Annotated in this window: 23 protein-coding genes; 12 read left to right on the forward strand and 11 right to left on the reverse strand. The window is 53.2% G+C overall.

Annotated features, from left to right (window positions below; genetic code table 11):
• Window positions 1-105: 105 nt before the first annotated feature.
• The 4 genes from ACFQ0F_RS09545 to ACFQ0F_RS09560 all read right to left on the reverse strand — a co-directional run bounded on the left by ACFQ0F_RS09545 (window position 106) and on the right by ACFQ0F_RS09560 (window position 3822).
• Window positions 106-618: a lipocalin family protein gene (locus ACFQ0F_RS09545; protein ID WP_379071522.1), complete on the reverse strand. Its 513-nt coding sequence runs from the start codon at window positions 616-618 to the stop codon at window positions 106-108.
• Between the two features lie 18 nt (window positions 619-636).
• Window positions 637-1857 carry a DUF445 domain-containing protein gene (locus tag ACFQ0F_RS09550; protein WP_379071525.1) on the reverse strand — a complete coding sequence of 407 codons (1221 nt, stop codon included), beginning with the start codon at window positions 1855-1857 and terminating at the stop codon, window positions 637-639.
• Between the two features lie 28 nt (window positions 1858-1885).
• Window positions 1886-2542, reverse strand: coding sequence for a 1-acyl-sn-glycerol-3-phosphate acyltransferase (locus ACFQ0F_RS09555; RefSeq protein WP_340675920.1), 657 nt, complete (start codon window positions 2540-2542; stop codon window positions 1886-1888).
• Window positions 2543-2649: 107 nt separating this feature from the next.
• Window positions 2650-3822 carry an acyl-CoA dehydrogenase family protein gene (locus tag ACFQ0F_RS09560; protein WP_379071529.1) on the reverse strand — a complete coding sequence of 391 codons (1173 nt, stop codon included), beginning with the start codon at window positions 3820-3822 and terminating at the stop codon, window positions 2650-2652.
• 127 nt (window positions 3823-3949) lie between these two features.
• Here ACFQ0F_RS09560 and ACFQ0F_RS09565 point away from each other — a divergent pair, with 127 nt between their 5' ends.
• On the forward strand, window positions 3950-4642 hold the full coding sequence (locus ACFQ0F_RS09565) for a TetR/AcrR family transcriptional regulator (RefSeq protein WP_340675918.1): 693 nt from the start codon (window positions 3950-3952) through the stop codon (window positions 4640-4642).
• On the opposite strand, the gene ACFQ0F_RS09570 is transcribed toward ACFQ0F_RS09565, so the two are convergent.
• A complete protein-coding gene (locus ACFQ0F_RS09570; RefSeq protein ID WP_379071533.1) occupies window positions 4639-5229 on the reverse strand; it encodes a hypothetical protein in 591 nt (196 codons plus the stop codon). The two genes, ACFQ0F_RS09565 and ACFQ0F_RS09570, sit on opposite strands and share 4 nt — an antisense overlap.
• A 97-nt stretch (window positions 5230-5326) precedes the next feature.
• Here ACFQ0F_RS09570 and gmk point away from each other — a divergent pair, with 97 nt between their 5' ends.
• The 4 genes from gmk to ACFQ0F_RS09590 all read left to right on the forward strand — a co-directional run bounded on the left by gmk (window position 5327) and on the right by ACFQ0F_RS09590 (window position 8950).
• Window positions 5327-5944: a guanylate kinase gene (gene gmk, locus ACFQ0F_RS09575; RefSeq protein WP_340675916.1), complete on the forward strand. Its 618-nt coding sequence runs from the start codon at window positions 5327-5329 to the stop codon at window positions 5942-5944.
• Window positions 5945-6051: 107 nt separating this feature from the next.
• Entirely contained in the window at window positions 6052-6324 is a 273-nt protein-coding gene (gene rpoZ / locus ACFQ0F_RS09580; protein ID WP_340675915.1) for a DNA-directed RNA polymerase subunit omega, read from the forward strand.
• 96 nt (window positions 6325-6420) lie between these two features.
• Window positions 6421-8544: a RelA/SpoT family protein gene (locus ACFQ0F_RS09585; RefSeq protein WP_379071538.1), complete on the forward strand. Its 2124-nt coding sequence runs from the start codon at window positions 6421-6423 to the stop codon at window positions 8542-8544.
• A gap of 22 nt (window positions 8545-8566) precedes the next feature.
• Window positions 8567-8950 carry a RidA family protein gene (locus ACFQ0F_RS09590; protein WP_379071541.1) on the forward strand — a complete coding sequence of 128 codons (384 nt, stop codon included), beginning with the start codon at window positions 8567-8569 and terminating at the stop codon, window positions 8948-8950.
• A gap of 66 nt (window positions 8951-9016) precedes the next feature.
• Here ACFQ0F_RS09590 and ACFQ0F_RS09595 read toward each other — a convergent pair whose 3' ends face one another.
• Both ACFQ0F_RS09595 and ACFQ0F_RS09600 read right to left on the reverse strand, forming a co-directional pair.
• Window positions 9017-11074, reverse strand: coding sequence for a CocE/NonD family hydrolase (locus tag ACFQ0F_RS09595; RefSeq protein ID WP_379071544.1), 2058 nt, complete (start codon window positions 11072-11074; stop codon window positions 9017-9019).
• 105 nt (window positions 11075-11179) lie between these two features.
• A complete protein-coding gene (locus ACFQ0F_RS09600; protein WP_379071547.1) occupies window positions 11180-12034 on the reverse strand; it encodes an NAD(P)H-binding protein in 855 nt (284 codons plus the stop codon).
• A 61-nt stretch (window positions 12035-12095) separates the two neighbouring features.
• Here ACFQ0F_RS09600 and ACFQ0F_RS09605 point away from each other — a divergent pair, with 61 nt between their 5' ends.
• The 3 genes from ACFQ0F_RS09605 (at window position 12096) to ACFQ0F_RS09615 (ending at window position 15970) form a co-directional block, all read left to right on the forward strand.
• Window positions 12096-12992, forward strand: coding sequence for a hydrogen peroxide-inducible genes activator (locus tag ACFQ0F_RS09605; protein WP_379071550.1), 897 nt, complete (start codon window positions 12096-12098; stop codon window positions 12990-12992).
• A gap of 2 nt (window positions 12993-12994) precedes the next feature.
• On the forward strand, window positions 12995-15097 hold the full coding sequence (recG, locus tag ACFQ0F_RS09610) for an ATP-dependent DNA helicase RecG (RefSeq protein ID WP_379071553.1): 2103 nt from the start codon (window positions 12995-12997) through the stop codon (window positions 15095-15097).
• Between the two features lie 81 nt (window positions 15098-15178).
• Entirely contained in the window at window positions 15179-15970 is a 792-nt protein-coding gene (locus ACFQ0F_RS09615; protein ID WP_379071556.1) for a tetratricopeptide repeat protein, read from the forward strand.
• Between the two features lie 104 nt (window positions 15971-16074).
• Here ACFQ0F_RS09615 and ACFQ0F_RS09620 read toward each other — a convergent pair whose 3' ends face one another.
• The 3 genes from ACFQ0F_RS09620 to ACFQ0F_RS09630 all read right to left on the reverse strand — a co-directional run bounded on the left by ACFQ0F_RS09620 (window position 16075) and on the right by ACFQ0F_RS09630 (window position 17969).
• A complete protein-coding gene (locus ACFQ0F_RS09620; RefSeq protein WP_379071559.1) occupies window positions 16075-17232 on the reverse strand; it encodes an FAD-dependent oxidoreductase in 1158 nt (385 codons plus the stop codon).
• Window positions 17233-17235: 3 nt separating this feature from the next.
• Window positions 17236-17400, reverse strand: a complete 165-nt coding sequence (locus ACFQ0F_RS09625) for a rubredoxin (protein ID WP_340675906.1) — start codon at window positions 17398-17400, stop codon at window positions 17236-17238.
• 92 nt (window positions 17401-17492) lie between these two features.
• On the reverse strand, window positions 17493-17969 hold the full coding sequence (locus tag ACFQ0F_RS09630; protein WP_379071562.1) for a rubrerythrin family protein: 477 nt from the start codon (window positions 17967-17969) through the stop codon (window positions 17493-17495).
• Window positions 17970-18095: 126 nt separating this feature from the next.
• Between ACFQ0F_RS09630 and ACFQ0F_RS09635 the strand changes: the two genes are divergently transcribed.
• From ACFQ0F_RS09635 to phoR, 4 genes are all read left to right on the forward strand, one after another.
• The gene (locus ACFQ0F_RS09635) at window positions 18096-18662 is read left to right on the forward strand and encodes a chorismate--pyruvate lyase family protein (RefSeq protein ID WP_379071565.1); all 567 of its coding nucleotides are present in this window, start codon (window positions 18096-18098) and stop codon (window positions 18660-18662) included.
• Window positions 18659-19534, forward strand: a complete 876-nt coding sequence (gene ubiA, locus ACFQ0F_RS09640; RefSeq protein ID WP_379071567.1) for a 4-hydroxybenzoate octaprenyltransferase — start codon at window positions 18659-18661, stop codon at window positions 19532-19534. The genes ACFQ0F_RS09635 and ubiA overlap by 4 nt, the downstream gene beginning before the upstream one ends.
• Before the next feature lie 75 nt (window positions 19535-19609).
• The gene (gene phoB, locus ACFQ0F_RS09645) at window positions 19610-20323 is read left to right on the forward strand and encodes a phosphate regulon transcriptional regulator PhoB (protein WP_340675902.1); all 714 of its coding nucleotides are present in this window, start codon (window positions 19610-19612) and stop codon (window positions 20321-20323) included.
• Window positions 20320-21621 carry a phosphate regulon sensor histidine kinase PhoR gene (gene phoR, locus ACFQ0F_RS09650; protein ID WP_379071570.1) on the forward strand — a complete coding sequence of 434 codons (1302 nt, stop codon included), beginning with the start codon at window positions 20320-20322 and terminating at the stop codon, window positions 21619-21621. The genes phoB and phoR overlap by 4 nt, the downstream gene beginning before the upstream one ends.
• Here phoR and phoU read toward each other — a convergent pair.
• Complete coding sequence (gene phoU / locus ACFQ0F_RS09655) at window positions 21618-22331, reverse strand: phosphate signaling complex protein PhoU (protein WP_379071573.1); 714 nt, start codon at window positions 22329-22331, stop codon at window positions 21618-21620. The two genes, phoR and phoU, sit on opposite strands and share 4 nt — an antisense overlap.
• Between the last annotated feature and the right edge of the window lie 13 nt (window positions 22332-22344).

Consider the following 22344-nt stretch of genomic DNA (forward strand, 5'->3'; position numbering starts at 1 on the left):
ATTAGACAGCTAATAGGGCATTGTGCCGAACTTCCATAGCCTTTGGTATGGCGGTTTTGGCATATGCTTATAACTAAGCCTGCTTCAATAAAATACCGATTGGAGCTAATCCGCCGTGGGTACTCGGCGCACTTCACTTACGTCGTAGCCCTCAGCTTTAGCCATCCCCAATAATCTCGCGTAATCGTCGTCACTCATCGTGGGTTTGCGCGACATGATCCACACCAAGTCACGGGCACTGCGGCCAATGATGGTTTCGCTATAGTCCGAGTCAACATAGACGATGCGATATTCGGCCTTAATGGGCCAGAGAAACTGCATACCCCAAACACCGCCACCACTATCGAGATCAATATATCCCGTGGGTGTGTATGTCTTTAGCGGCCCACTGGGGCCGCCATCGTTAAACTGGAATGTAGTTCGGACAATATTAGGTGCCTCAAACTGATAGGTTTCAGTTTGCTTATAGGCCTCGCCATCGATCAGAAATGGGATATGGCCATGCACATGCCATGCGCCCATAAAGCGCGGGATATCTACGTTTGCTTCGGTGCGAATAGGCGGATGGCTAGTACAAGCTGCCATCACAGAAACGAGCAACAGCAGTAGCCAACGCATACGAACCTCTATCGTTTTTTACAACATAAAGTGAATTTGCATCTCGCCGACCATAAAGCCGAGCACTGCACCGACTAAAATCAGAATCCATTCCTCTTCTTTAAAGGCTGGCCGCAACATACCCTCAAACTCCACAGGTGTGAGCTGACGCATGCGTGTAATCAAGGTATTGCGCACATCCATAGCATCTTCGGCGTAGGCCTCCATATGCTTCATGGTCTCGGGCAAGCGCTCTAAAATACGCTCGGCTACTGTCACTTTCATGGCAATGTACTTTTCTGTGCCCACGGCATAGAGCACTAGTGGCCGAGCTAGGCCTGCTTGCTCATCGATAACGCGGCGCACATGCTTTTGCAGCAGAGTGATTACTCGGTCGGAACGTGGGCCGCTAAACAGCTCCTCCATCATCACGCCCGGTGTCAGCATTTGCTTTGAAATCAGCGCGGCATAGTCGCCCGCCACTTCATGCTGGCGCTTTAAAAATAGGCCATGCAAGGTGAAACCGAAAATCTTCTTCGGGTGCAAAGGACGGAACAACATTTGCAGCGCCAACCAGTCACTAAAGAAACCAACAAAGCCGCCAAAGGCTGGCAACATCCATGGTTGGCGGAATACTAGCCAGCACACCATTTGCACAATGCCAATAATGAAGCCAAAGACAAAGCCGGCTTTACAGAAAAACTTCAGCTCTTCTTTGCCTACGCTTTGAAACACTTCGTTGAGTAGCGCTTTGTCTTTTTGCAGATTGCTGATGACCATGTGGCGTATGTCGAAGTAGCGCGACACGTCGTGCTGCACTTCGCTCATGATCGTTTGCACGATTTTCGGCGCCTCACCCTTCACACGCTTGATAATGGAGTTGCGCATGAACATCGGCATGCCTTCCCACAACCCAGGCTGATACTGGTGCATAACTTCGCGCACAATATCTTCTGAGGCCTCCATCATTGGCACTTCGATTTCTCGCGCAATGCGTTTCGGGTCGAGGCGTGCGAAGATTTCCTCTGGCTTGATCAAACGCTCAGTCATCAGATCAACGGCGATGGTCGCCATCTTTACCGACTTGCGGGGCACGATGCCCTGCCAACCAAAAAACGGCTTAATGCCCCAAAACTCGATGGGGTGAAACATCATCTTGATCGCCACCACTTTGGTGACGTAGCCAATGATGCCGCTGATGAAAGGGATGGAAATATAAAGCCACATATCGGCTTTAAAGTCGGCGATCAGTGCGTCCATAACAATCCGTTAATAGCGTTAGTTTTTCTTATGGTGTTGGCGGTTCGCGCAATGGCAGCGACAAGCGCGAGGGGTCGGCGGGAATGATGCCATGATATGGCGCCATCAGGCGCGGCAAATCTGCAGCTAAATCACCTGTTGGATAGAACACTGGCAACATATGGAGTTCTTTGCGGCCAAAATCCAGAATAAACGGCACAATGGGTACGCCGGCCTTTATCGCCATATGGTAGAAACCAGTTTTCCATGCAGGCGAGGCATGGCGTGTACCTTCAGGCGCAATACCGATATACACACTTTCTTCTGAGGCAAAGCGAGCAGCAACTTGCTCCACTTGACCGCCACGCGAGCCAGCCCGATACACTGGCATAGCGCCTAGCCATCGAACAATACCGCTCAAGGGGCCATTAAATAACTCGGCTTTGACCATCACGGTGATGCGCATTCGCAGCGCTAAAGTCGCGGCGGCCGCAACAAAGCCATCGCGATTTGATGTGTGCGGCGCACCGATGAAAATGGCTTTAGGCACCATCATTGGCGTGCCGGTCACCTTCCATCCACTAAGGCGCAACCACAGCTCGCCGAAGCGCTGGCTAAGTGCGGTGCCGCGTCTTGGCACTTCGGGGCCAAGCATCTCAGCCGTAATGACGCTATTGCGCCTTGTTTCTACTATGGGTTCTGTCATGACGACTCGGCAGCTAAAGTTTGTGCTGTTATAGCGCAAAAAAGGGGTCACAGCGTAGCTGCAACCCCTTTCATTTACGCAACTAGCATAGGCGGTTAAGCCATCGCTTAGAATGTGCGCGAAATCAGCTCTTTCATGATTTCGTTGGTGCCACCATAAATACGGTTAGCACGTGTATCGATGTAGGCCTGCGCAACGGGGTATTCAGTCATAAAGCCGTAACCGCCGTGCAGCTGCACACACTCATCGACCACTTTCGAGATCAAGTCAGACACCCAATATTTCGCGGCAGCGGCAGCATCCACTTGCAAAGTGCCTTTCAGCTGCTCTTCGATGCAACGGTCAACAAACACGCGTGCAATCTGTGTTTCTGAGCGCAGTTCGGCGAGTTTGTATTTGGTGTTTTGATAGGCCGCGACTGGCTTGCCAAATACTTTACGATCACGCACATAGGCCAAGGTGTGAGCCAACACACTCTCACAACCTGAAGCACACATGATGGCAATCATCAGACGCTCCCAAGCCAACTCTTTCATCAGCATGATGAAGCCCATGCCCTCAGTGCCGATCAAGTTAGATTTCGGTACGCGCACGTTGTCGAAGAATAGCTCGCAAGTGTCTTGGCCTTTCATACCGACTTTTTTCAGTGGACGACCTTTGCTAAAGCCTTCGCGGTTGGCCTCAATTAGCAACAGCGACACGCTTTCTGCGCCCTTTGCTGGATCGCCAGTTTTCACCACGACCACAGCGATATCGCAGAGATAGCCGTTGGTGATGAAGATTTTGCTGCCGTTTACGATGTAGTCATCGCCATCGGCAATGGCTGAAGTGCGCACAGCCTGTAAGTCAGAACCAGTGCCTGGCTCAGTCATAGCAATCGCGCCGACTGCTTCGCCTGAACACATTTTTGGTAGCCACTCTTTCTTCATCTCTTCGCTGCCGAAGTTATTCAGATAGTTAGCAACGATGTCGGAATGCAGTGAGAAGCCCGATGCAGAATCGCCAGCACGCGCCTGCTCTTCCATCAAAATCACGCTGTACAGGCGGTCTACGCCAGAGCCGCCGTATTCTTCTGGCATGGTTGGGCAAAGCAGGCCTAGCTCGCCAGCTTTGTTCCATAAACTACGATCGATGTGTTGCTGCTCTTCCCACTTATCGCGGTGCGGAGCCAGCTCTTCTTCAAAAAAGCGGCGTGCGGTGCGGCGGAAATCTTCGTGATCCGCGCTGAAAATTGTGCGCGGAATCATGGCATTCATTGGGTTGGGGACGTTCAAGCTCATAGTGGCTCCCTAATTCATCTGATGGATAGCATCTGTAAATAACTAGACATTGTCGGCCTCCTATTTACAATACGGCCGTACAACTTGTGTGCTTTATACGCAGACTTAGCCAAGGATTCAAGTAAAAATGACTGCACAGTCTCAAAATAAAGATAACCATCGCCGCACTCAGACCGAGCGCAGCGAAGCCATGCGCCAACGCTTAATCAACGCCACAGTCACTTGTTTGGCCGATGAAGGCTATGCCGGCACGACGGTGAGCAAAATCATCAATCAGGCCGGCGTTTCGCGCGGCGCCCCCATGCATCACTTCCCTACCAAGGCCAGTCTGCTGGAAGCCACTGCCGAATACTTAATTCGCTGGATGAACCGCCACCTTGCCCGTGCAACTCGCGGCGTGGTCGACTCAGAAAATCGCGCGGCCGATATGATCACCGCCAGCTGGCGCGAGTTGCATGATGGTCCTGAGAGCTTGGCCTTGATGGAGCTGATGCTCGCTAGCCGACGAGATGAAGATTTGGCTCGCGTCATGCGCGCTTTATGGGATGCCGGGAGGCAAGCGCTGGATATGGCCAGCAAGCACTATTTCGAGCCAGACTTTAATGGCATTAAGCCAACGCAGCTCTTTGTCTTAACGCATTGGCTGATGCGTGGCATGGCCCTAGAGCAGCACTTGATGAACGATGCTCCCGTAGCCGATCACTTCATTGAGCTCTGGGGCAAAGTCATGAGCCAGCATCTACAAGCCAAGCCGAACGTCACCACTCCGCCACCACGACCAGCATTTTGGAATCGCTCATTAGCGACAAATACAGACTAACTCGCCGGCGCTTTTGCAGGTGCCAACTCAACACCCTGCCAACTCAGGCCTAGCCAATGCTTTTCACGCTCACCTTGTGGACGAAAAACTCGCGTGCCCATTAGGTAGTCAAACCAAGGCTTAGTCACGCACCAGTTAGCGCTCGCTTGAGAGCCCATATGATGGTCGTAATGCCACGGCACATGCTGGCGCGCCCACTCCGGATCTTGATGCGAATGCTTGTGCACACGGTAATAATTCGCAGCGCTATACCATAGCGTGCCAACAAAAAATGGAGCAATAGGAAACACTGGCACTAGTACTGCGCTGGCGGCAATCAGCGACCACGCCTCCTTACCCTGCGCATGTAGGCCCAAGGGAAACTTCTCATAATTAGGGTCGTAATAGTCATGCTGGCGCACCACCTTGTGATGCTCATGAAAATGAAATGACCAGAAGCTGCCGCGATCTCGCCCCATGCCATGCAACACATATTTATGCATGGCCCACTCCACGGCGTTAGCCGTAATCAGCCCTATTGGAATGCCCAGCATATATTTCTCACTTTTATTATTGCTGTAACTTCTTAAGGTTTTACCATGCCGCATGACGAAGTTTCCTATCCACTAAAGCTCTAAGGCGTTTTTTTTGATTAAATAGCCGCATTCGTGCCCAAAAGCACACACGCCACTCTGCGAGCTCAGCATGTCCGGAACTTTATTTATCGTCGCCGCCGCCTCCGGCACAGGCAAAACATCGCTGGTGAAATCATTAGTCGCTAGCGATGAACGCCTAGGAGTATCGATTTCGCACACTACCCGCGCCTCACGGCCTGGTGAAGTTGATGGCGTGAACTACCACTTCACTTCGCGCGAAAAATTTCTCAGCGAGGTCGGCGCAGGCCAGTTTCTTGAGCACGCCGAAGTCTTCGGTAATCTCTATGGCACATCGCGCACATGGGTCGAAGAGCAGCTGATTAAAGACTACGACGTCATCTTAGAAATTGACTGGCAGGGTGCGGCCATCGTGCGCGACTTAATGCCGCAGGCGCAGTCGGTATTTATCTTGCCGCCATCATTGCCCGAGCTTGCCGAACGCCTCAATGGCCGCGGCACAGACAGCGCCGAAGTTATCGCTCATCGTCTCAGCGAAGCCATCGCCGACATTGGCCATTACGCCGACTTCGATTACCTCGTGATCAATGATGATTTCGCAACGGCATTAGCCGACCTGCGCAGCATTGTTCGTGCCGCCCGCTTGAGCAATCGCGCGCAAAGCCAACGCCAAGCGAATTTGATTCGCCGCCTGCTTTCCGGAGGCTAAGCAGCTAGCGCTTGCGAGGTTTAAACGAGCATCCTGCGGAGGTTGTGTAAAAAAGCCGCAGGCGTTAGAATCTCGCCCCTTATTTGCCCGCTGTTTGGAGCGTTATCATGGCCCGCGTAACCGTCGAAGACTGTCTGACCAATTTAGATAACCGTTTTGAGTTGGTGCTGGTTGCCTCTAAGCGCGCACGCCAATTGGCGACAGGCGGCAAAGAGTCAAGCCTGCCCTGGGAAAACGACAAACCCACCGTGATGGCCCTGCGCGAAATCGCTGCTGGCTTGGTCACTCGTGAAATTCTCAACGAAGTGCCAGAAGAAGAAGCACTGCCCGATTTGAGCAATTTAGGTAACCTAGAATACCAACCACCTATCGAGCTCTAAATACTCGTTAGTTTTCTTGCGTCATTGCGGCTTTTTTCAAGATATTCCTCGTCTTAGCCCCTTGACGCAGCACCTCGCGATGCAGACACTGAGTAGATGAACTCAGGCATCGACGCCCTCTGCACACGTCTCTCAAATTACCTTTCGCCAGAACAAGTAGCGCAAGTTCATCGCGCCTATCTTTTTTCTGAGCAAGCTCACATCGGTCAATTTCGGCGCAATGGCGACCCTTACGTCACCCATCCTTTAGCCGTTGCTCACATTTTGTGCGATATGCACATGGACCATCACAGCTTGATGGCTGCCATGCTCCACGATGTCATTGAAGACACCGGCGTCAGCAAAGATGCATTAGCTAAAGAGTTTGGCGATGAAGTCACCGCGCTAGTCGATGGCGTGACCAAGCTCACGCAAGTTCATTTCAATAGCAAAGCCGAGGCGCAGGCCGAAAATTTCCGCAAAATGATTCTCGCCATGACCCACGATGTGCGTGTGATCGTGGTGAAGCTCGCCGATCGCCTACACAATATGCGCACGCTCGACGTGCTCACGGTGGAAAAACGTAAACGCGTGGCGCGCGAAACGCTCGATATTTATGCCCCCATTGCCATGCGTTTGGGCATGAACGATATCCGCATCGAATACGAAGAGCTCGGCTTTCATGCTATTTGGCCGATGCGCGCTGAACGCATCGAACACGCCGTGATGGCGGCGCGTGGACATCGGCGTGAAATGGTCATCAGTCTTGAAGTCGCTATCAGCGAGCGACTTGCCCGCGAAGGCATCCAGGCGCGAGTCGAAGGCCGCGAAAAGCATCTGTTCAGTATTTACCAAAAGATGCGCGAAAAACGCCGATCATTCTCCGAAATCATGGATGTCTACGGCTTCCGCGTCATCGTTGAAAGTGTCGACTCGTGTTATCGCAGCCTTGGCATGATGCACAATTTGTATAAGCCGATCCCGGGTAAATTCAAAGACTATATCGCCATCCCCAAAACCAATGGCTACCAATCACTGCACACGGTGCTGAAAGGCCCGCGCGGCGTTCCGATTGAAGTGCAAATTCGGTCCGAAGCCATGGATGCCATGGCTAGCAATGGTATCGCGGCGCATTGGTTGTATAAGTCTGATAGCTTCACCAATACCTCGCAAACACGAGCACGCGAGTGGATGAAATCACTGCAAGAGCTGCAGAAAAATGCCGGAGATTCGCTCGAGTTTATCGAGAGTGTGAAGATCGACCTCTTCCCTGATGAGGTCTATTTGTTCACGCCAAAAGGCCGCATCATGACGCTGCCGCGTGGCGCTACGCCGGTAGATTTTGCCTATGCCGTGCACTCTGATATTGGCGACACTTGCGTTGCAGCACGTATCGACAACCGTCTAGCGCCGCTGAGCCTGCCGCTTACTACCGGCCAAACTGTTGAAATTATTGCCGCTCCTGGTGCGCGCCCCAACCCCAGCTGGCTAGACTTTGTCATCACCAGTAAGGCGCGCGCGAAGATTCGCCACTACCTAAAAGATCAGCAATCAGATGAGTCGCGAGACTTAGGCCTGCGCCTGCTAGAGAAATCATTGTCTGGGCTCGGCAAGAAATACGCCGAATTGCCTGCGGATGCGATAGCCAACCTGCTCAAAGAACTGGCCATGGATAGTGCCGATACGCTGCTTGAAAATATCGGTATGGGCAATCAAGTCCCGCAAATTATTGCCCGCCGCTTGGTGCCAGATGTGGATGTCGTCACCTCAACTACGCTCAAGCGCACTGCCCATAACGGCATCGCGATTCGTGGCACTGAAGGCCTAGTGGTGTCGTATGCTCGCTGCTGCCGCCCCTTACCGGGCGACGACATCATGGGGCATTTAAGCGCAGGTCGTGGCGTGGTTATTCATCGCCATAAATGCCGTAATATGGCGACCGAAATGCGCAGCAACCCCGACAAATGCGTACCGCTACGTTGGGCTGAAAAAGTCGATCGCGAGTTTATTTGCCAACTCCGCATTGCCTTGGTTAATCGCCGCGGCATGCTCGCAGAAATCGCACGCGAGGCCACCGAAAGTGAGGCCAGCATCGATAATGTGCAGATTGAAGAAAAAGGCTCGCATCATGGAGTCATGCAACTCGGCTTGGTGGTGCGCGACCGCATCCATTTAGCCCGCGTCATTAAACGTATTCGTGTTTTACCCGGCGTCGACAAAGTCACCCGGGTAAGCTCTTAATTTTGCAGGAGTGTTAGTCTCAATGAATCGCGCCGTTATCCAAACTAATAAAGCCCCAGCCGCCATTGGCACCTATTCGCAAGCAGTGAAAATCGGCAACACGGTTTATCTATCGGGCCAAATTGGCCTCGATCCTGCCAGCATGCAGTTGGTTGATGGTATTGATGCGCAAATCGTGCAGGTTTTTGAAAACCTAAAAGCAGTGATCGAAGAATCTGGCGCTACACTGCAAGACATTGCCAAACTCAATATCTTCCTCACCGACCTAGGCCACTTTGCCCTAGTCAACGAGATGATGGCACGCTACTTCACGCAGCCCTACCCCGCTCGCGCAGCCATTGGTGTGGCGTCATTGCCACGCGGCGCTATGGTTGAGATGGACGGCATTGTGGTCACAGCTTCTTGAGACGTTAACTAATCGCACGAACAAAAATGCCTGCTAAATGCAGGCATTTTTGTTTAAGCCTAAAGACTAATTAGCCAGAACAGGAACCTCTACCGTGCCACTAATCGTGACCCCAGGCACCAGTAAATCTCGTGACAAACTAGTGAGGTACTGCAAGTTATAGCCGTAAACCATTAAACCAAGCTGCTCACCTTCAGCTAATTTCTCCGCGACACCCACCATCGATACTTTGTGCTCGCCAAGACCGCGCAGCGGCTGCATTTGCTCATCGATAAGGCGTGGAGCAGCCATGCCTTTTTTCGCACCAAAGCCGACTAGGACAATAGCGTCGCAAGCTCGTATCGGCAATTTGACGGGCAGCAAACCAAGCAAGCCCGACAGCGGCGCAGGAATGTTATCGGTCAACTCCGCTGGTAAGCCCAAAGGCAGATCGCAACCATTCAACGGCTCAAGGATATTATTCAACTTGACGTTAAGCTGGCCAATGCCACCAATAGTCAATGGGCCATTAAAGCCTTCAAGGGGGATGAATGTAGGCAATAGCAGGCTGGTTAATCCCAAAGCTGTATTTGGTACGGGGATCATGCTCGCAGGAATATTGGTTTCTACTCGCTTCGGCGCAATTAAAGCCGGGTTAACAAACACAGCCTCGCCCGGACTATCGTTTAACGACAAACACACCGTGGTTTTTAGCTGAGCCAAGGCGGTGGCCGTTGCCAAATTAGCGACCTGCTTTTGCGGGGGGTTCAATTTGTCATTTAAGAATGCCAAATTAGCATCATCACGACTTAACGTACCGCAGTTATTTCTACCACCTGGCTTTTGTAATTCAGGCAGTGAAAAGCCGGCACTATTTAAGCCACCAAGCAGTGGATCAGTGAGCATATTCAATGGGCCGAGCGCCCCAATTACGGTTTGTGTGCCTGGTAAAATATGACCACCCTCGTGTGTCATTAAACGAACGTCACCGCCTAAGTTTTTATAGGCCTGATAGTTTCCCCAAGCTTCGTTGAAGTTAAACAAGGTATCGCGCATGCCTTGCGAAAATAAGATATCGACTTTCTTAGGTGCAGGCTTCTTATCGCCCACATAGATCGGCTTAGTTGGTGGCGACAACATCGATGTTAAGAAATCCATATTGCTAATGTCGGTGCCATCATCTGCACCGAAGTATTTCGCGCTGTGATAATAGAAAAAGTTTAGCGATGGCGCTGGGATTTCATTAGATGTCACACCTTTTACCAAGGTCTCTTTAATGGCCGGGTCTAAACCCGAAATGATGGGCTGGTTTGCGCCAGCTTCACCACCAACGACTAACAGAGCCACCCACGCCGACTTCACAGCACCACCGGGGTACAGGCTGGTTCGTAAATCATGCGGCGTTATGTCTGGCGTAAGCACATCAAGACGATTTTTCGGATCGATGTTGTGCAGTAGCATTTGATACATGCCGCCGTAACTACCGCCATTCGCGCCAGCAACTACGTTATACGGACTAGCCTCTGACGGCCGCTCGTACACGAGATAGTCGAGATTCTTCTCAGCCCAATCAAATATTTGTATTAAATCCTGACCTTCGTAGTCAGGATCCATAACGCGTACCGTGCCAGTGCTGTCGTTAAATCCGCGTTGGTCGATACTAATAACGGCATATCCGTTGTCTTGCAGACGCTCAAGGAAGCCACCTTTAGGGTCCTCTGTACGTGCGCCACCAAAGCCATGCCCGTGCAACACCAAGGGATTACCTTTTACGCAGTCAATTTTTTTCGGTTCAATAATCTGAAAGCTAATGGTTTCACCACTCGCCGAAGGCAAAGTGATCTGATAGCTCCGACCGCCATCTAGACGAACCTTAGTGGCGCATGACGCCGTGTTCGCCTCTAGCGTGTCAAACGTTGCGCCTGGGCGCTCAAAATTAACAATGCGATTCGCAGTGGGCGGAGTGCCGCCATCACCACCGCCAGTATCATCACCACCGCCGGTGTTGTCGCCCTCGCCTCCAGTGTTGTCGCCCTGCGGATCGCCATCGCCATTCGAAGAAAATGACCCCGACCCAGAAGAACCACCGCAAGCGGCCAGAGAAACAGCCAATGCCAAAAGTGAGAGAGTGTGAGCAATCCGCATAATTATTCAGCCTAGTATTGTTCTTTTTATAGGCAAGCAGACTACGCCATAAGCTACACAACATCCACACAGAAAGGCCAGAGCTAGCGACCAAATTACAAAAAATTACAGTTTTGGCAGCAAAGTCAAATAGCCGTCACGAAAGCTCGGGTAGCTCAGCGCATAACCACTACGATGCAACGCTAAGTTGCTAATACGTTTACCTTGGCTTGCATTTGGCTCAACGGCCTTATCTGGCGACGATGGCAATTCAAGCTGTTGCGCCAACCACGCCAATACCTCGTGCTGTGGCGTCGGCGCATCATCCACGCCAAGTAGCAAGGACTCAACGCGGCCACCAGCCAAACTTTGTTGCACTAAGTGCACCACTAAGCCTGCTGCATCGGCAACATGCAGGCGGTTAGTCCAGCTTGGCGGGGTCATTTGCACTGGCTTGGCATCACGCACCCAGCGCAATAGTCGTTCGCGGCCAGGCCCATATAAGCCACCCAAACGCACAATTGTCGATGGCCAAGGCGACTGCCTAACAACATCTTCTGCCTGCAATAACAGCTTAGCCGTGTCTCTCTTTGGTTGCGCCGGCGTCGCCTCATCTATCCATTCGCCAGCATCCTCACCATAAACCCCCGTTGATGACAGCCAAAATTGACGATTCAGCGACTGGCCCTTTAGCGCCTGCTGCAATGCCCGAGCGCCACCAACATAGACTTGTTCATAGGCGACCATACCCGACTCACTCGGCGCTAAAGCACTGATGACTATATCCAGACCTAGTGGTAATTTTAGTGTTTCGGCCTTGGTGACATCACAAACACTCCACATCAACTTGCCACCACTAGAAAAGCTCTGATTTGCCTGTGGTGTGCGCCGCAGTGCCCACACTTCATGGCCTAGCTCAGCTAATTCAGTAGCAATTCGGCCGCCAACATCACCCGCACCGACAATTAATATCTTTGACATAAGCTCAATTTTTGATAGTTTTTGGCTACATGCGAAATGCACGACCTAGCCCAGAGATATTATGACCTTAACCGAGCTACGCTATCTCGTCACCTTGGCACAAGAACGCCACTTTGGCCGTGCAGCCGAACGCTGTCATGTCGCACAACCGACGCTATCGGTAGCAGTGAAAAAACTCGAAGACTCGCTTGGCCTCAGCCTGTTTGAGCGACACCGGCATGGTGTGCTGGTTACACCTGCCGCCGAAGCCCTAATTTCTCAGGCTCATGTGGTGCTTGCCGAGGCCGACAAATTCGAAGCCATGGCGGATTTATCACGCGATGAGTTTTCTGAGCCATTGCGCTTAGGTGCAATTTTCACCGTTGGTCCCTATTTATTTCCCTCACTCGTGCGGCGCATGAAACACGAGGCCAGCCCGCTAAAATTGTACTTGGAGGAGAACTACACTCATGTGCTCGCAGAGCGTTTAGCTCGCGGCGAGCTCGACGCCATCATTGTGGCACTGCCCTTTGATCCGCCTGAAACTCGCGTAACGGCATTATTCGACGAGCCATTTCAGTTACTTCTGCCGCGCGACCATGCCCTTGCTAGCAAGAAAATCATCCCCGCCGATGTTCTTAGCTCAAGCCCTGTGCTGATGCTGGGCGAAGGCCATTGCTTCCGCGACCAAGTGCTGGAAACCTGCCAAGTTGGCCAAACGCCGGGCATCAACTCTGGCAGCTCACTGATGACTTTGCGCCATATGGTGGCATCGGGATTGGGCATCACGCTTATTCCTGCCAGCGCCGAACAGCAGCTGACCGATGATGAGCTCATCACTCGGCCGATCAAGCCCTGCCCCCATCGGCGTATTGTCTTGGCCAGTCGCCATAGATTTTCACGGCCCCGCGCGCTGCAAGAACTATTGCGTGCCTTACAAGGTTTGGGCTTGCCCGGCACCACTGCGGTGCAGCGCTAAACGTGGGCACAGCGTCCGACTCGCCGACTCTTGCGCTACACGAACGCCCGATCGCTTGCTTGCGCGGCGTCGGCCCTGCTTTAGCTGAGCGGCTCAAGCGCTTAGGCATAAACACCGTGCAAGATCTGTTGTTTACGTTGCCACGGCACTATGAAGATCGCACGCAACGCACGGCCTTAGGCTCATTAATCCCTGGCATGACCGCCTTAGTTGAAGCAGACGTAGTGCTCGCGGATATCATCCAAGGCCGGCGGCGAGCACTTTTAGTTCGCCTCCGTGATGGCACTGGCGGATTAACACTGCGCTTCTATCATTTTCGCCAATCGCAAAAAGACAGCTACAGCAAAGGCCAACGCTTGCGTGTGTTTGGCGAAGTTCGCGCCGGGCCTGCCGGGCCAGAAATGATTCATCCTGAGGTCGAGTGGCTCGCTGATACAGATACGGTGAATGACGACGACGCGCGCTTGAATGACCATCTCACACCTATCTACCCGCTGGTCGAGGGGCTCACGCAACGACGCATTCGCGAGCTAATGGCACGCGCACTACCGTTGCTCAATGACACCGTGCTGATCGATAAATTGCCCGCGCAACAGGCCGGCGGCTGGTCATTGGCGCAAGCGCTACACACTGTGCATGCACCCACCGCCGACAGTGACCGCCAAGCATTACGCGATGGCCTACATCCGGCACAGCAACGTCTCGTGTTCGAAGAATTAGTTGCCCATCAAATGGGCCTATTGCAACGCCGCGACCGCCAACGCCATACCTCTGCGCCAGCCTTGCGCTGCGATGACTCGCTGAGCCAACAACTATTAGCCGCACTACCTTTTGCGCTCACCGATGCCCAGCAGCGCGTAGTGCAGGAGATTCATCGCGACCTAGGCCAAACTCGCGCCATGCTCAGGCTCGTGCAAGGCGATGTTGGCGCTGGCAAAACTGTGGTTGCCGCACTTGCCGCCTGCCCAGCGCTGGCCGCCGGCCTGCAAGTCGCCATCATGGCGCCAACAGAAATACTCGCCGAGCAGCATCTTCTGCGTTTTCGCAGCTGGTTTGATCCTCTAGGCATTTCGGTCGGATGGCTGTCTGGCAAGCAAAGCGCCAAGTCCAGAACCACCTCGCTCGCTAGTCTTGCCGATGCCAGCTGCCAACTCGTCATTGGCACCCACGCGCTGTTCCAAGACAGCGTGCAGTTCGCCCGACTCGGGCTAGTCATCATCGATGAGCAACACCGCTTCGGCGTCGCGCAGCGCCTGCAATTAGCCGAAAAAGGCCTGAGCACGGGCTGGCTGCCGCACCAGCTGATCATGACTGCGACGCCGATTCCCCGTACCTTGGCGATGAGCGCTTACGGCGATCTCGACACTTCCATCATCGATGCGCTACCGCCAGGCCGCCAGGGCATCCAAACTGTGGTGCTCGCGAATACACGCCGCGACACGCTGGTCGAGCGTATACGCCATCACGCCGCCAGCGGCCAGCAAGTGTATTGGGTCTGCACCCTCATTGAGCAGTCCGAGCAAATCCAAGCACAAGCAGCCGAGGCCGCAATGGCCGAGCTCAGCGCAGCGCTGCCCGAATTGAAAGTAGGACTGGTGCATGGCCAATTAAAAGCCGCAGAGAAAGCCGCTGTCATGGCCGACTTTGTCGCCGGCAATATCGCGGTTTTAGTCGCCACCACCGTCATCGAAGTGGGTGTCGATGTGCCCAACGCCACGCTGATGGTCATCGAAAACCCTGAGCGCTTAGGTTTGTCGCAGCTACATCAACTCCGTGGCCGCGTTGGTCGTGGCCAACTCGCCAGCTTCTGCGTGCTGCTCTATCAAACGCCAGTATCGGCACTAGCTCGCGAGCGCCTACAAATTTTACGCGATAGCCAAGATGGCTTTGTCATTGCTGAAAAAGACCTAGAACTGCGCGGCCCCGGCGAAGTATTAGGCACTCGCCAAACCGGTGATGTGCAATTTCGTCTCGCCGATTTAGTCCGAGATGCCGCACTTATTTCTCCGGCGCGCGCATTAGCTGAACGCTTACATGGCCACGAAAACTACAACTATTTACTGAGTCGCTGGCTAAGTAACGAAGGCCACTACGCCTTGGCATAGAAGCTATACTCTTGTTTACTCACGCAATGCCCCATACTCTTCATGCGTGTTTATGTTTTTGACTGTGTACCGAGGTAATTTATGTATTGGCTGCGTTTACGAAATGGCCTGTTTTTAAGCGTGCTGATGCTCAGCGGCCTCGTCGATGCCGCTCCACGCGTAAGCACCAATAAGGTCGATGCTAGCCCGCGACAAATTCGCCAAGCAGCAATGACCGGCGCCGCCGATGCGCAATACAACTTGGGCGTGCTTTATTACAACGGCGATGGTGTGGTGCGAAATCGCATCAAAGCCGCCGAATGGTTTAGCTTGGCCGCTCGCCAAGGCTTAGCTCGTGCGCAATATAACTTAGGCGCACTTTACGCCAGCGGCAATGGCGTCCCGCGCGATATTGATCTCGCCAATAGCTGGTTTCGTGCCGCCTCCGATCAAGACTACCCGCCCGCACTGTATGCCCTCGGCATGGCCTATTACGAAGGCAATGGCGTACCTCTCGATAGCAATCGCGCCGCCGTACTTGTGCTGAAAGCTGCGCAACTAGGCTCATCATCGGCGCAAAACAATATTGGCATCATGTATGACCAAGGCGTAGGCGTAAAACGCAATAAGCGCAAAGCCGCCGAATGGTTTGAGAAAGCTGCCGACTCAGGTGTCTCGGAAGCTCAGTTTAACTTCGCACAAATGCTCTTAGTCGGTGATGGCATACGAAAAAACACAGCAAAAGGCTTGGCCTATATGACCGAGTCAGCAAACCGTGGCTATCCGAAGGCTTTGCGCCGCTTGGGCGAGATGTATCTCAATGGTGACTTTGTTGAAGTCGACGTTAACCGCGCCCGCGATCTGCTGTCGAAAGCCGCCGCGTCCGGCGGCTAATCGCTGTTACTCAAACAATCTCGCTGAAAGTAAAAAGCCTACGCACAACCACGGCGTAGGCTTTTTTATTGCGGAAATGTTAGTGCCGCGAGAGTGCTTAACGCTTACGCCAAGATTGGCGGCAAAGCCCTCGCCATCTCCATCTTGGTCTTCATGTCGCTGGCAAAGCTGCCGGTCAGTGCAAAGCCCAAGAGCTGGCCATCTTTCGCTAAAAAACTGGCTTTGACATTGTTACCGTCTGCCTCAACCGCCCAAGCACCTTCTGTGCCAGGGGCCACAGGCGACACCACAATCGGGCAAATCGGCGTTTTGATTTGCACTGGCATGGCAGGATAGCTAACCACCGTATCTTCGCCGGCTAGGGTTTTCGCCAATGCTCGCGCGCTGGCCATCAACGGCAAGACGTACATCAGTACTTTGCCGTCGACTTCGGCGCAATCGCCAATGGCGTAGATATTGGCATTGCTAGTGCGCAGATAACGATCGACACAGATGCCGCGCGCTACATTCAAGCCAGCCACCTCGGCCAAGCCTAAGCGTGGGCGCAGGCCAATTGCCGACAACACAATATCGGCCTCGGCATGACGGCCATCTGCCAAACTCACGCGAATGCCGTTGCCGGCATGATCGGCGGCAACGGCATTGGCACCATAAAGAAAGCTCACGCCTAAACCTTGCAGTCCAGCCTCAACCGCTTTCGAGGCGCGCTCGGGCAGCAACGTTGGTAATGGACGGCCCATAGGCTCAACCACCGTGACGCTATGACCGCTAGCAGCTAAATCATTGGCAAATTCGCAGCCAATTAAGCCACCGCCAATGATCAATACACGCTTCGCTGACTCGCCGAGCTGCTCGCGAAATATGGCGTAATCGCCAAGATCATTAACGCTCAATACGCTATCGCCAGCATCGCCGCCCAATGGTGGACGGAACACATCGGCGCCTACTGCTAACACTAAATCTTCGTAGGCCAGCGACTCGCCATTGACGGTGAGTGTTTTTGCTACGGGGTCAATGTTCGATACCGCGCTAGCCACACGCACCTCAGCCTTAAGCTGCTCGGCCACTTTCTCAGGCGAAGCCATGGCTAATTCGTCTGGCGTTTTGCCTTTAGCCAATGCATTCGACAGCATGGGCTTGGAATAGCTGCGCCCGTCATCCTGAGACAGGATAATTAGCGGGCGCTCGTTGTTGAGCTTGCGAAATTCGCGCGCCAACGTGTAGCCGGCCAAACCGGTTCCCAAGATAACGAGTGGGCGCATAACTTAGAGCTCCACCATTTCAAAATCTTCTTTACCAACGCCACAGTCTGGGCAGACCCAGTCATCGGGAATGTCGTTCCAGCTGGTGCCGGCAGGGATACCATCCCAAGGCATGCCAACCGCTTCGTCGTAAACAAAACCACAGACAATGCATTGCCACTTTTTCATAACTCACCCCATCGTTAATTAATGCTGTGCGCGCACCGATGATACTTAAATCGATACGCGCCAAACCCTGTCAGCGCGCAATGTTACCGAAATTAGCGCGCTTGTGCTGCTGCTAATGCCTCGCGGTAATGGTTGGCGTGACGCTCCTCTACTTTAGTTAAGGCGGCGAAACGTTTCTCGGCTTTTTTCAGCGCAGCCTTGAACCATTCGGCGTGCTCTTTCGACTCAGCAATCTGCCCTTCAAACTCTTTCATGGCATCGGCTTGCTGCTCTTTCACTGCTGTATCGCGGAAGCCTGGGTACATTTCGCTGTACTCATAGGTCTCACCAGCGATCGCCACCTCAAGCATTTTTTCTGGCGTCATCATGATCTTTGGATAGAGTAAGTCCAAGTGGCCAAACGCGTGCTGAATCTCTTGTTTCGCCGTTTCTTCAAAAGCAACTGCCGTGGCCTCATCGCCCATTTCGCGTGCTAGCTTGGCGAAATAGCTGTATTTCATAAAGGCCATGGATTCGCCTGCAAAGGCGGCTTCTAAGTTTTTACCAGTAATGGTGATATCTAATTTCATCTCAAGTCTCCTCGTATAATTCCGCGCCTTAGCGCTGCTTCAACTAGGCTAGGTTATGATAGCGCTCTGATTATGGCCAATGTGTTGGTCTAAAACTTTCGATAGCTTTTTTCTATTGCGATACTTATGCAAAATAGCCCAAGCAAATGGAAACATCCCCGCCATTGGCAGCAGGAGCCGCTAAAGCTTCGCCTGTCATCGCAGCGTGATTTGCGCTCTTGGCTAGCCGAGCCCGGCTCGCTCACCGCGCGGCTAAGCTCGCTGGCCCAGCACTCTGGTGGTGAGCTGCGAGTTGAGGTGATTTGCGAAGGCTGGGACCTACCCAGTGCCGAAGAGGCACGCACATTGAAACTGCGACGTGGCGAATTTGCTTGGATACGCGAAGTGGTTTTAATGGGCATCGATACGCCTTGGGTGCAAGCACGCTCAGTGCTACCAAGGCCAAGTCTAGGCGGGCTTAATCGCCGCCTGACTCGCCTGGGCAACCAAAGCTTGGGCAGCTTATTGTTTCGCGACCCAGCATTGGTGCGCGGCCCTATTCGCTATGCACAGCTAAAACTACCCGCATATGCCAGTACCGTCTGGGCTCGCCGTTCGCGCTTTTTATTGCGCGGCCAAGCCATCCTAGTGGCCGAAGCTTTTCTCCCCGCCCTGTTGACCGCCAGCGCCCATACAGACACGATAACGCCATGATTTCACGCGACCGCTTACCCGACTTTATTGCCCTGATGCGCCTCGACCGGCCCATCGGCATTTGGCTATTACTCTGGCCCACGCTCATCGCGCTGTGGATTGCTGGCGATGGTCATCCCGAGCCATTGATCGTGGCTATTTTTGTCGCCGGCGTGGTGCTGATGCGCTCAGCAGGCTGCGTTATCAACGACTACGCCGACCGCCATATCGATGGCCAAGTATGGCGCACCGCCGACCGACCATTGGCTAGCGGCCGCATTCTCGGCAGCGAAGCTTTGATGCTCTTTGCTGCACTCATTGCTCTCAGCGCCACGCTACTTTTCTGGCTACCAATACAGGTATTTTATTGGTCCTTCGGCGCACTCGGCCTAGCTGTGCTTTACCCGTTTATGAAACGCGTTACTTACTTACCGCAAGTGGTGCTCGGTGCCGCATTTTCTTGGGCCATCCCAATGGCATTCGTCGCTCAAGGCCGCACGCCCGATGACCTGTGCTGGCTGCTCTATGCCGGCAACCTGGCATGGACAGTGGCTTACGACACCCAATACGCCATGGCCGATCGTGAAGATGACCTAAAGGCTGGCGTAAAATCGACGGCTATTTTATTTGGCGACCTAGATCGCGTAGTCATTGCTGGCCTACAGCTCATTTGGCTCACCGCGCTAGCCTTTGTCGGCCATCAAATGCAATGGCCATGGCCTTGGTGGGCAGGCCTAACGGGCGTGCTCGTATTGTTTATCTGGCAATGGCAGCACACCGCCAGCCGCGACAAGCATCTCTGCCTTGCAGCGTTTAAACACAACCACTGGGTCGGTTTGGTGCTTTTTGTCGCCTTGCTTATGGCATGGTTACAGATGTTGGCATTGCCGTAGTCATTACATCGTCATATTTCTGTCATGTCTTCGCGTTGTAATGCCACTGTCATCTAAACCGTTTCGAGACATGTTATGCCTAGCGATAAGATTCTGATTGTTGACGACGAAGCCGCCATCCGCGAGATGATTTCCATCGCCTTGGACTTGGCCGGCTACAACTGCATCGAAGCCGAAGATGCTTTGCAGGCTCACCACCTCGTTGTCGATGAGCGTCCCGCCCTTATTTTATTGGACTGGATGTTGCCCGGCATGAGCGGCATTGAGCTAGCGCGCCGCCTCAAACGCGATGAAAGTACGCGCGAGATCCCCATCATTATGCTCACTGCTCGCGGCGAGGAAGATCATAAAGTGCAAGGCCTAGATGCCGGTGCCGACGACTACCTCACCAAGCCATTTTCAACACGCGAGTTGGCTTCAAGAATCAAAGCCGTGCTGCGCCGCAGCAATGTCTTGCACCAAGAAAGTGCCATTGAAGCTGAAGGCCTTAAGCTCGATCCAGTCAGCCATCGCGTCAGTGCCGATGACAAATTAGTCGAAATGGGCCCAACAGAATATCGTTTACTCGCCTTTTTTATGAGCCACCCAGAGCGCGCCTACACCCGCACGCAAATGCTTGATCAAGTCTGGGGCGGCAATGTCTATGTCGAAGATCGCACCATCGACGTTCATATTCGTCGCTTGCGCAAAGCCCTCGAGCCCTTTGGCTATGATCGCTTCATTCAAACCGTGCGTGGCACCGGCTATCGCTTTTCGGTGCAGATGAGCGACAAGGTAGAGCCTGTGTGAGGCGTGCGGTTCTAGCTCGTGAGCTTAAAAGCATTGCCCTAGGTAGCAGTATTTGCCTTGGTCTAGGCTATATTGCAGGCCACGCACTGCTCGGCCTGTGCGCAGCATTAGCATGGTTTCTGTTCCGCCAGCTCAAAGAACTATCTCGCCTACGCCATTGGCTGCTCGCCACCGAGCAAGCAGTCCCCGAAAGCGATGGCGCTTGGGATGATGTCTTCCGCGACATCTATTTATTACGCCGCGACGAACGACGCGCACGCGACAGCCTGCTTAGCATTATCGATCGTGCGCGCTCATCAGTCTCCGCTCTCGATGAGGCCGTCGCCCTTATCGATAATCAAGGCAATCTTGAATGGTGGAACCCCGCCGCCGAAACACTATTAGGCTTTCGCCCCGAAGATCGAGGCCAGCCAGTGATCAACCTCGTGCGAGCACCAAGCTTCATTCGCTACTTCAAACAAAACACCTATGACGAAGGCCTAAAAGTTGCTTCACAGCGCCATGCTGGCCGTCAGTTTCAGTTTGAAATTACACAATTTGGCGACAATGACCGCCTGATGATCGTCTACGACATCACACGTCTGCATAACCTTGAACAAATGCGTAAAGACTTCGTCGCCAATGTCTCGCATGAACTACGCACACCGCTCACCGTACTCTCAGGCTACCTAGAGACCTTGCTTGATCAACCTGAAGGCATCGAGCCACGATGGCTGCGCGCGCTAGGGCAAATGTCTCAACAAGCCACACGCATGAATAACCTGGTCAATGATCTGCTGCTGCTTTCACGCCTTGAAAATCAGCCGGAAGATCGCGAGCCAAGCACCGTGAGCGTGCCAAAGTTACTCAAGCAAATTCATCAAGATGCACTCGCGCTCGCCGCGCCGAAGCAGCAAACCGTCACGCTAGAGTGCGAGCCCGGCTTATGTCTATTGGGCATCGAAAACGACTTGCGCTCAGCATTTTCAAATCTAGTCACCAATGCAGTGAAGTACACACCAAATGCCGGCATCATTGCAGTGCGTTGGTGGAGCGACAGCAAGGGAGCCTACTTTAGTGTCAGCGACAATGGCTTGGGCATTGATGAGATACATCTATCGCGCCTAACCGAGCGCTTTTATCGTGCCGATGCAGCTCGTAGCACGGCCACCGGCGGTACGGGCCTGGGGTTGGCCATCGTCAAGCATGTGCTTATGCAGCACAAAGCCACGCTCGATATTCATTCAGAAATCGGGCGCGGCTCACGCTTTACTTGCTCGTTTATGCCCTCGCATATCGAGCGCGAACTGGAGTCCTAAGACTCCAGCTTCTTCTGCACTTGTTCATAGCTGACATGGCGAACATCAGCACCTTTCACCAAGAAGATAAGCTGCTCGGCAATATTACGGGCATGGTCACCGACTCGCTCCAATGAGCGCAGCACACCCATGACGCTGAGCACCCGTGAAATCGCACGCGGATCTTCCATCATATAAGTGACTAAGGCGCGCGTGGCGGTGCGATACTCCATGTCGATCTCGGCATCGGCCTTCATCACTTTAAACGCTTGCTCAACATCAAAATGAGCAAAAGCATCCAATGTTTCATGGATCATTGTGCGCACTAGACTACCAATATGACGGCACTCTAAATAACCGCGCGGAGCCTCACCTTCTTCACATAGTGTTTGTGCGGCACGTGCAATTTTCGCTGCTTCATCGCCCATGCGCTCAAGATCGGTAATCGACTTTCCAATGGCAATGATCATGCGCAAGTCTGAAGCTGCAGGCTGACGCCGCGCTAAAATTCGCACGATATCCTCGTCAATGCCGGACTCCATTTGGTTTATGCGCCGGTCATTATTCTGTACCGATACGGCCAACGCTGAATCAGCATCAAGTAGAGAAGCAATAGCATCCGTTACTTGCTTCTCCACCAAGCCGCCCATGGCCAAAAAGTGACTACGCACTTCGTCGAGCTCTGCGTTGAACTGAGCCGAGATGTGTTGGCGATAATCTTCACGCTTCATTGCAGTATCTCCA

Source organism: Paraperlucidibaca wandonensis (assembly GCF_042677145.1).
In the GTDB taxonomy this organism is placed as follows: domain Bacteria; phylum Pseudomonadota; class Gammaproteobacteria; order Pseudomonadales; family Moraxellaceae; genus Perlucidibaca; species Perlucidibaca wandonensis.

Bases quoted from the DNA above. Each gene is read 5' to 3' on its own strand.
- ACFQ0F_RS09545 (WP_379071522.1), bottom strand. From the start codon at position 618: ATGCGTTGGCTACTGCTGTTGCTCGTTTCTGTGATGGCAGCTTGTACT.
- ACFQ0F_RS09550 (WP_379071525.1), bottom strand. From the start codon at position 1,857: ATGGACGCACTGATCGCCGACTTTAAAGCCGATATGTGGCTTTATATT.
- ACFQ0F_RS09555 (WP_340675920.1), bottom strand. From the start codon at position 2,542: ATGACAGAACCCATAGTAGAAACAAGGCGCAATAGCGTCATTACGGCT.
- ACFQ0F_RS09560 (WP_379071529.1), bottom strand. From the start codon at position 3,822: ATGAGCTTGAACGTCCCCAACCCAATGAATGCCATGATTCCGCGCACA.
- ACFQ0F_RS09565 (WP_340675918.1), top strand. From the start codon at position 3,950: ATGACTGCACAGTCTCAAAATAAAGATAACCATCGCCGCACTCAGACC.
- ACFQ0F_RS09570 (WP_379071533.1), bottom strand. From the start codon at position 5,229: ATGCGGCATGGTAAAACCTTAAGAAGTTACAGCAATAATAAAAGTGAG.
- gmk (WP_340675916.1), top strand. From the start codon at position 5,327: ATGTCCGGAACTTTATTTATCGTCGCCGCCGCCTCCGGCACAGGCAAA.
- rpoZ (WP_340675915.1), top strand. From the start codon at position 6,052: ATGGCCCGCGTAACCGTCGAAGACTGTCTGACCAATTTAGATAACCGT.
- ACFQ0F_RS09585 (WP_379071538.1), top strand. From the start codon at position 6,421: ATGAACTCAGGCATCGACGCCCTCTGCACACGTCTCTCAAATTACCTT.
- ACFQ0F_RS09590 (WP_379071541.1), top strand. From the start codon at position 8,567: ATGAATCGCGCCGTTATCCAAACTAATAAAGCCCCAGCCGCCATTGGC.
- ACFQ0F_RS09595 (WP_379071544.1), bottom strand. From the start codon at position 11,074: ATGCGGATTGCTCACACTCTCTCACTTTTGGCATTGGCTGTTTCTCTG.
- ACFQ0F_RS09600 (WP_379071547.1), bottom strand. From the start codon at position 12,034: ATGTCAAAGATATTAATTGTCGGTGCGGGTGATGTTGGCGGCCGAATT.
- ACFQ0F_RS09605 (WP_379071550.1), top strand. From the start codon at position 12,096: ATGACCTTAACCGAGCTACGCTATCTCGTCACCTTGGCACAAGAACGC.
- ACFQ0F_RS09615 (WP_379071556.1), top strand. From the start codon at position 15,179: ATGTATTGGCTGCGTTTACGAAATGGCCTGTTTTTAAGCGTGCTGATG.
- ACFQ0F_RS09620 (WP_379071559.1), bottom strand. From the start codon at position 17,232: ATGCGCCCACTCGTTATCTTGGGAACCGGTTTGGCCGGCTACACGTTG.
- ACFQ0F_RS09625 (WP_340675906.1), bottom strand. From the start codon at position 17,400: ATGAAAAAGTGGCAATGCATTGTCTGTGGTTTTGTTTACGACGAAGCG.
- ACFQ0F_RS09630 (WP_379071562.1), bottom strand. From the start codon at position 17,969: ATGAAATTAGATATCACCATTACTGGTAAAAACTTAGAAGCCGCCTTT.
- ACFQ0F_RS09635 (WP_379071565.1), top strand. From the start codon at position 18,096: ATGCAAAATAGCCCAAGCAAATGGAAACATCCCCGCCATTGGCAGCAG.
- ubiA (WP_379071567.1), top strand. From the start codon at position 18,659: ATGATTTCACGCGACCGCTTACCCGACTTTATTGCCCTGATGCGCCTC.
- phoB (WP_340675902.1), top strand. From the start codon at position 19,610: ATGCCTAGCGATAAGATTCTGATTGTTGACGACGAAGCCGCCATCCGC.
- phoU (WP_379071573.1), bottom strand. From the start codon at position 22,331: ATGAAGCGTGAAGATTATCGCCAACACATCTCGGCTCAGTTCAACGCA.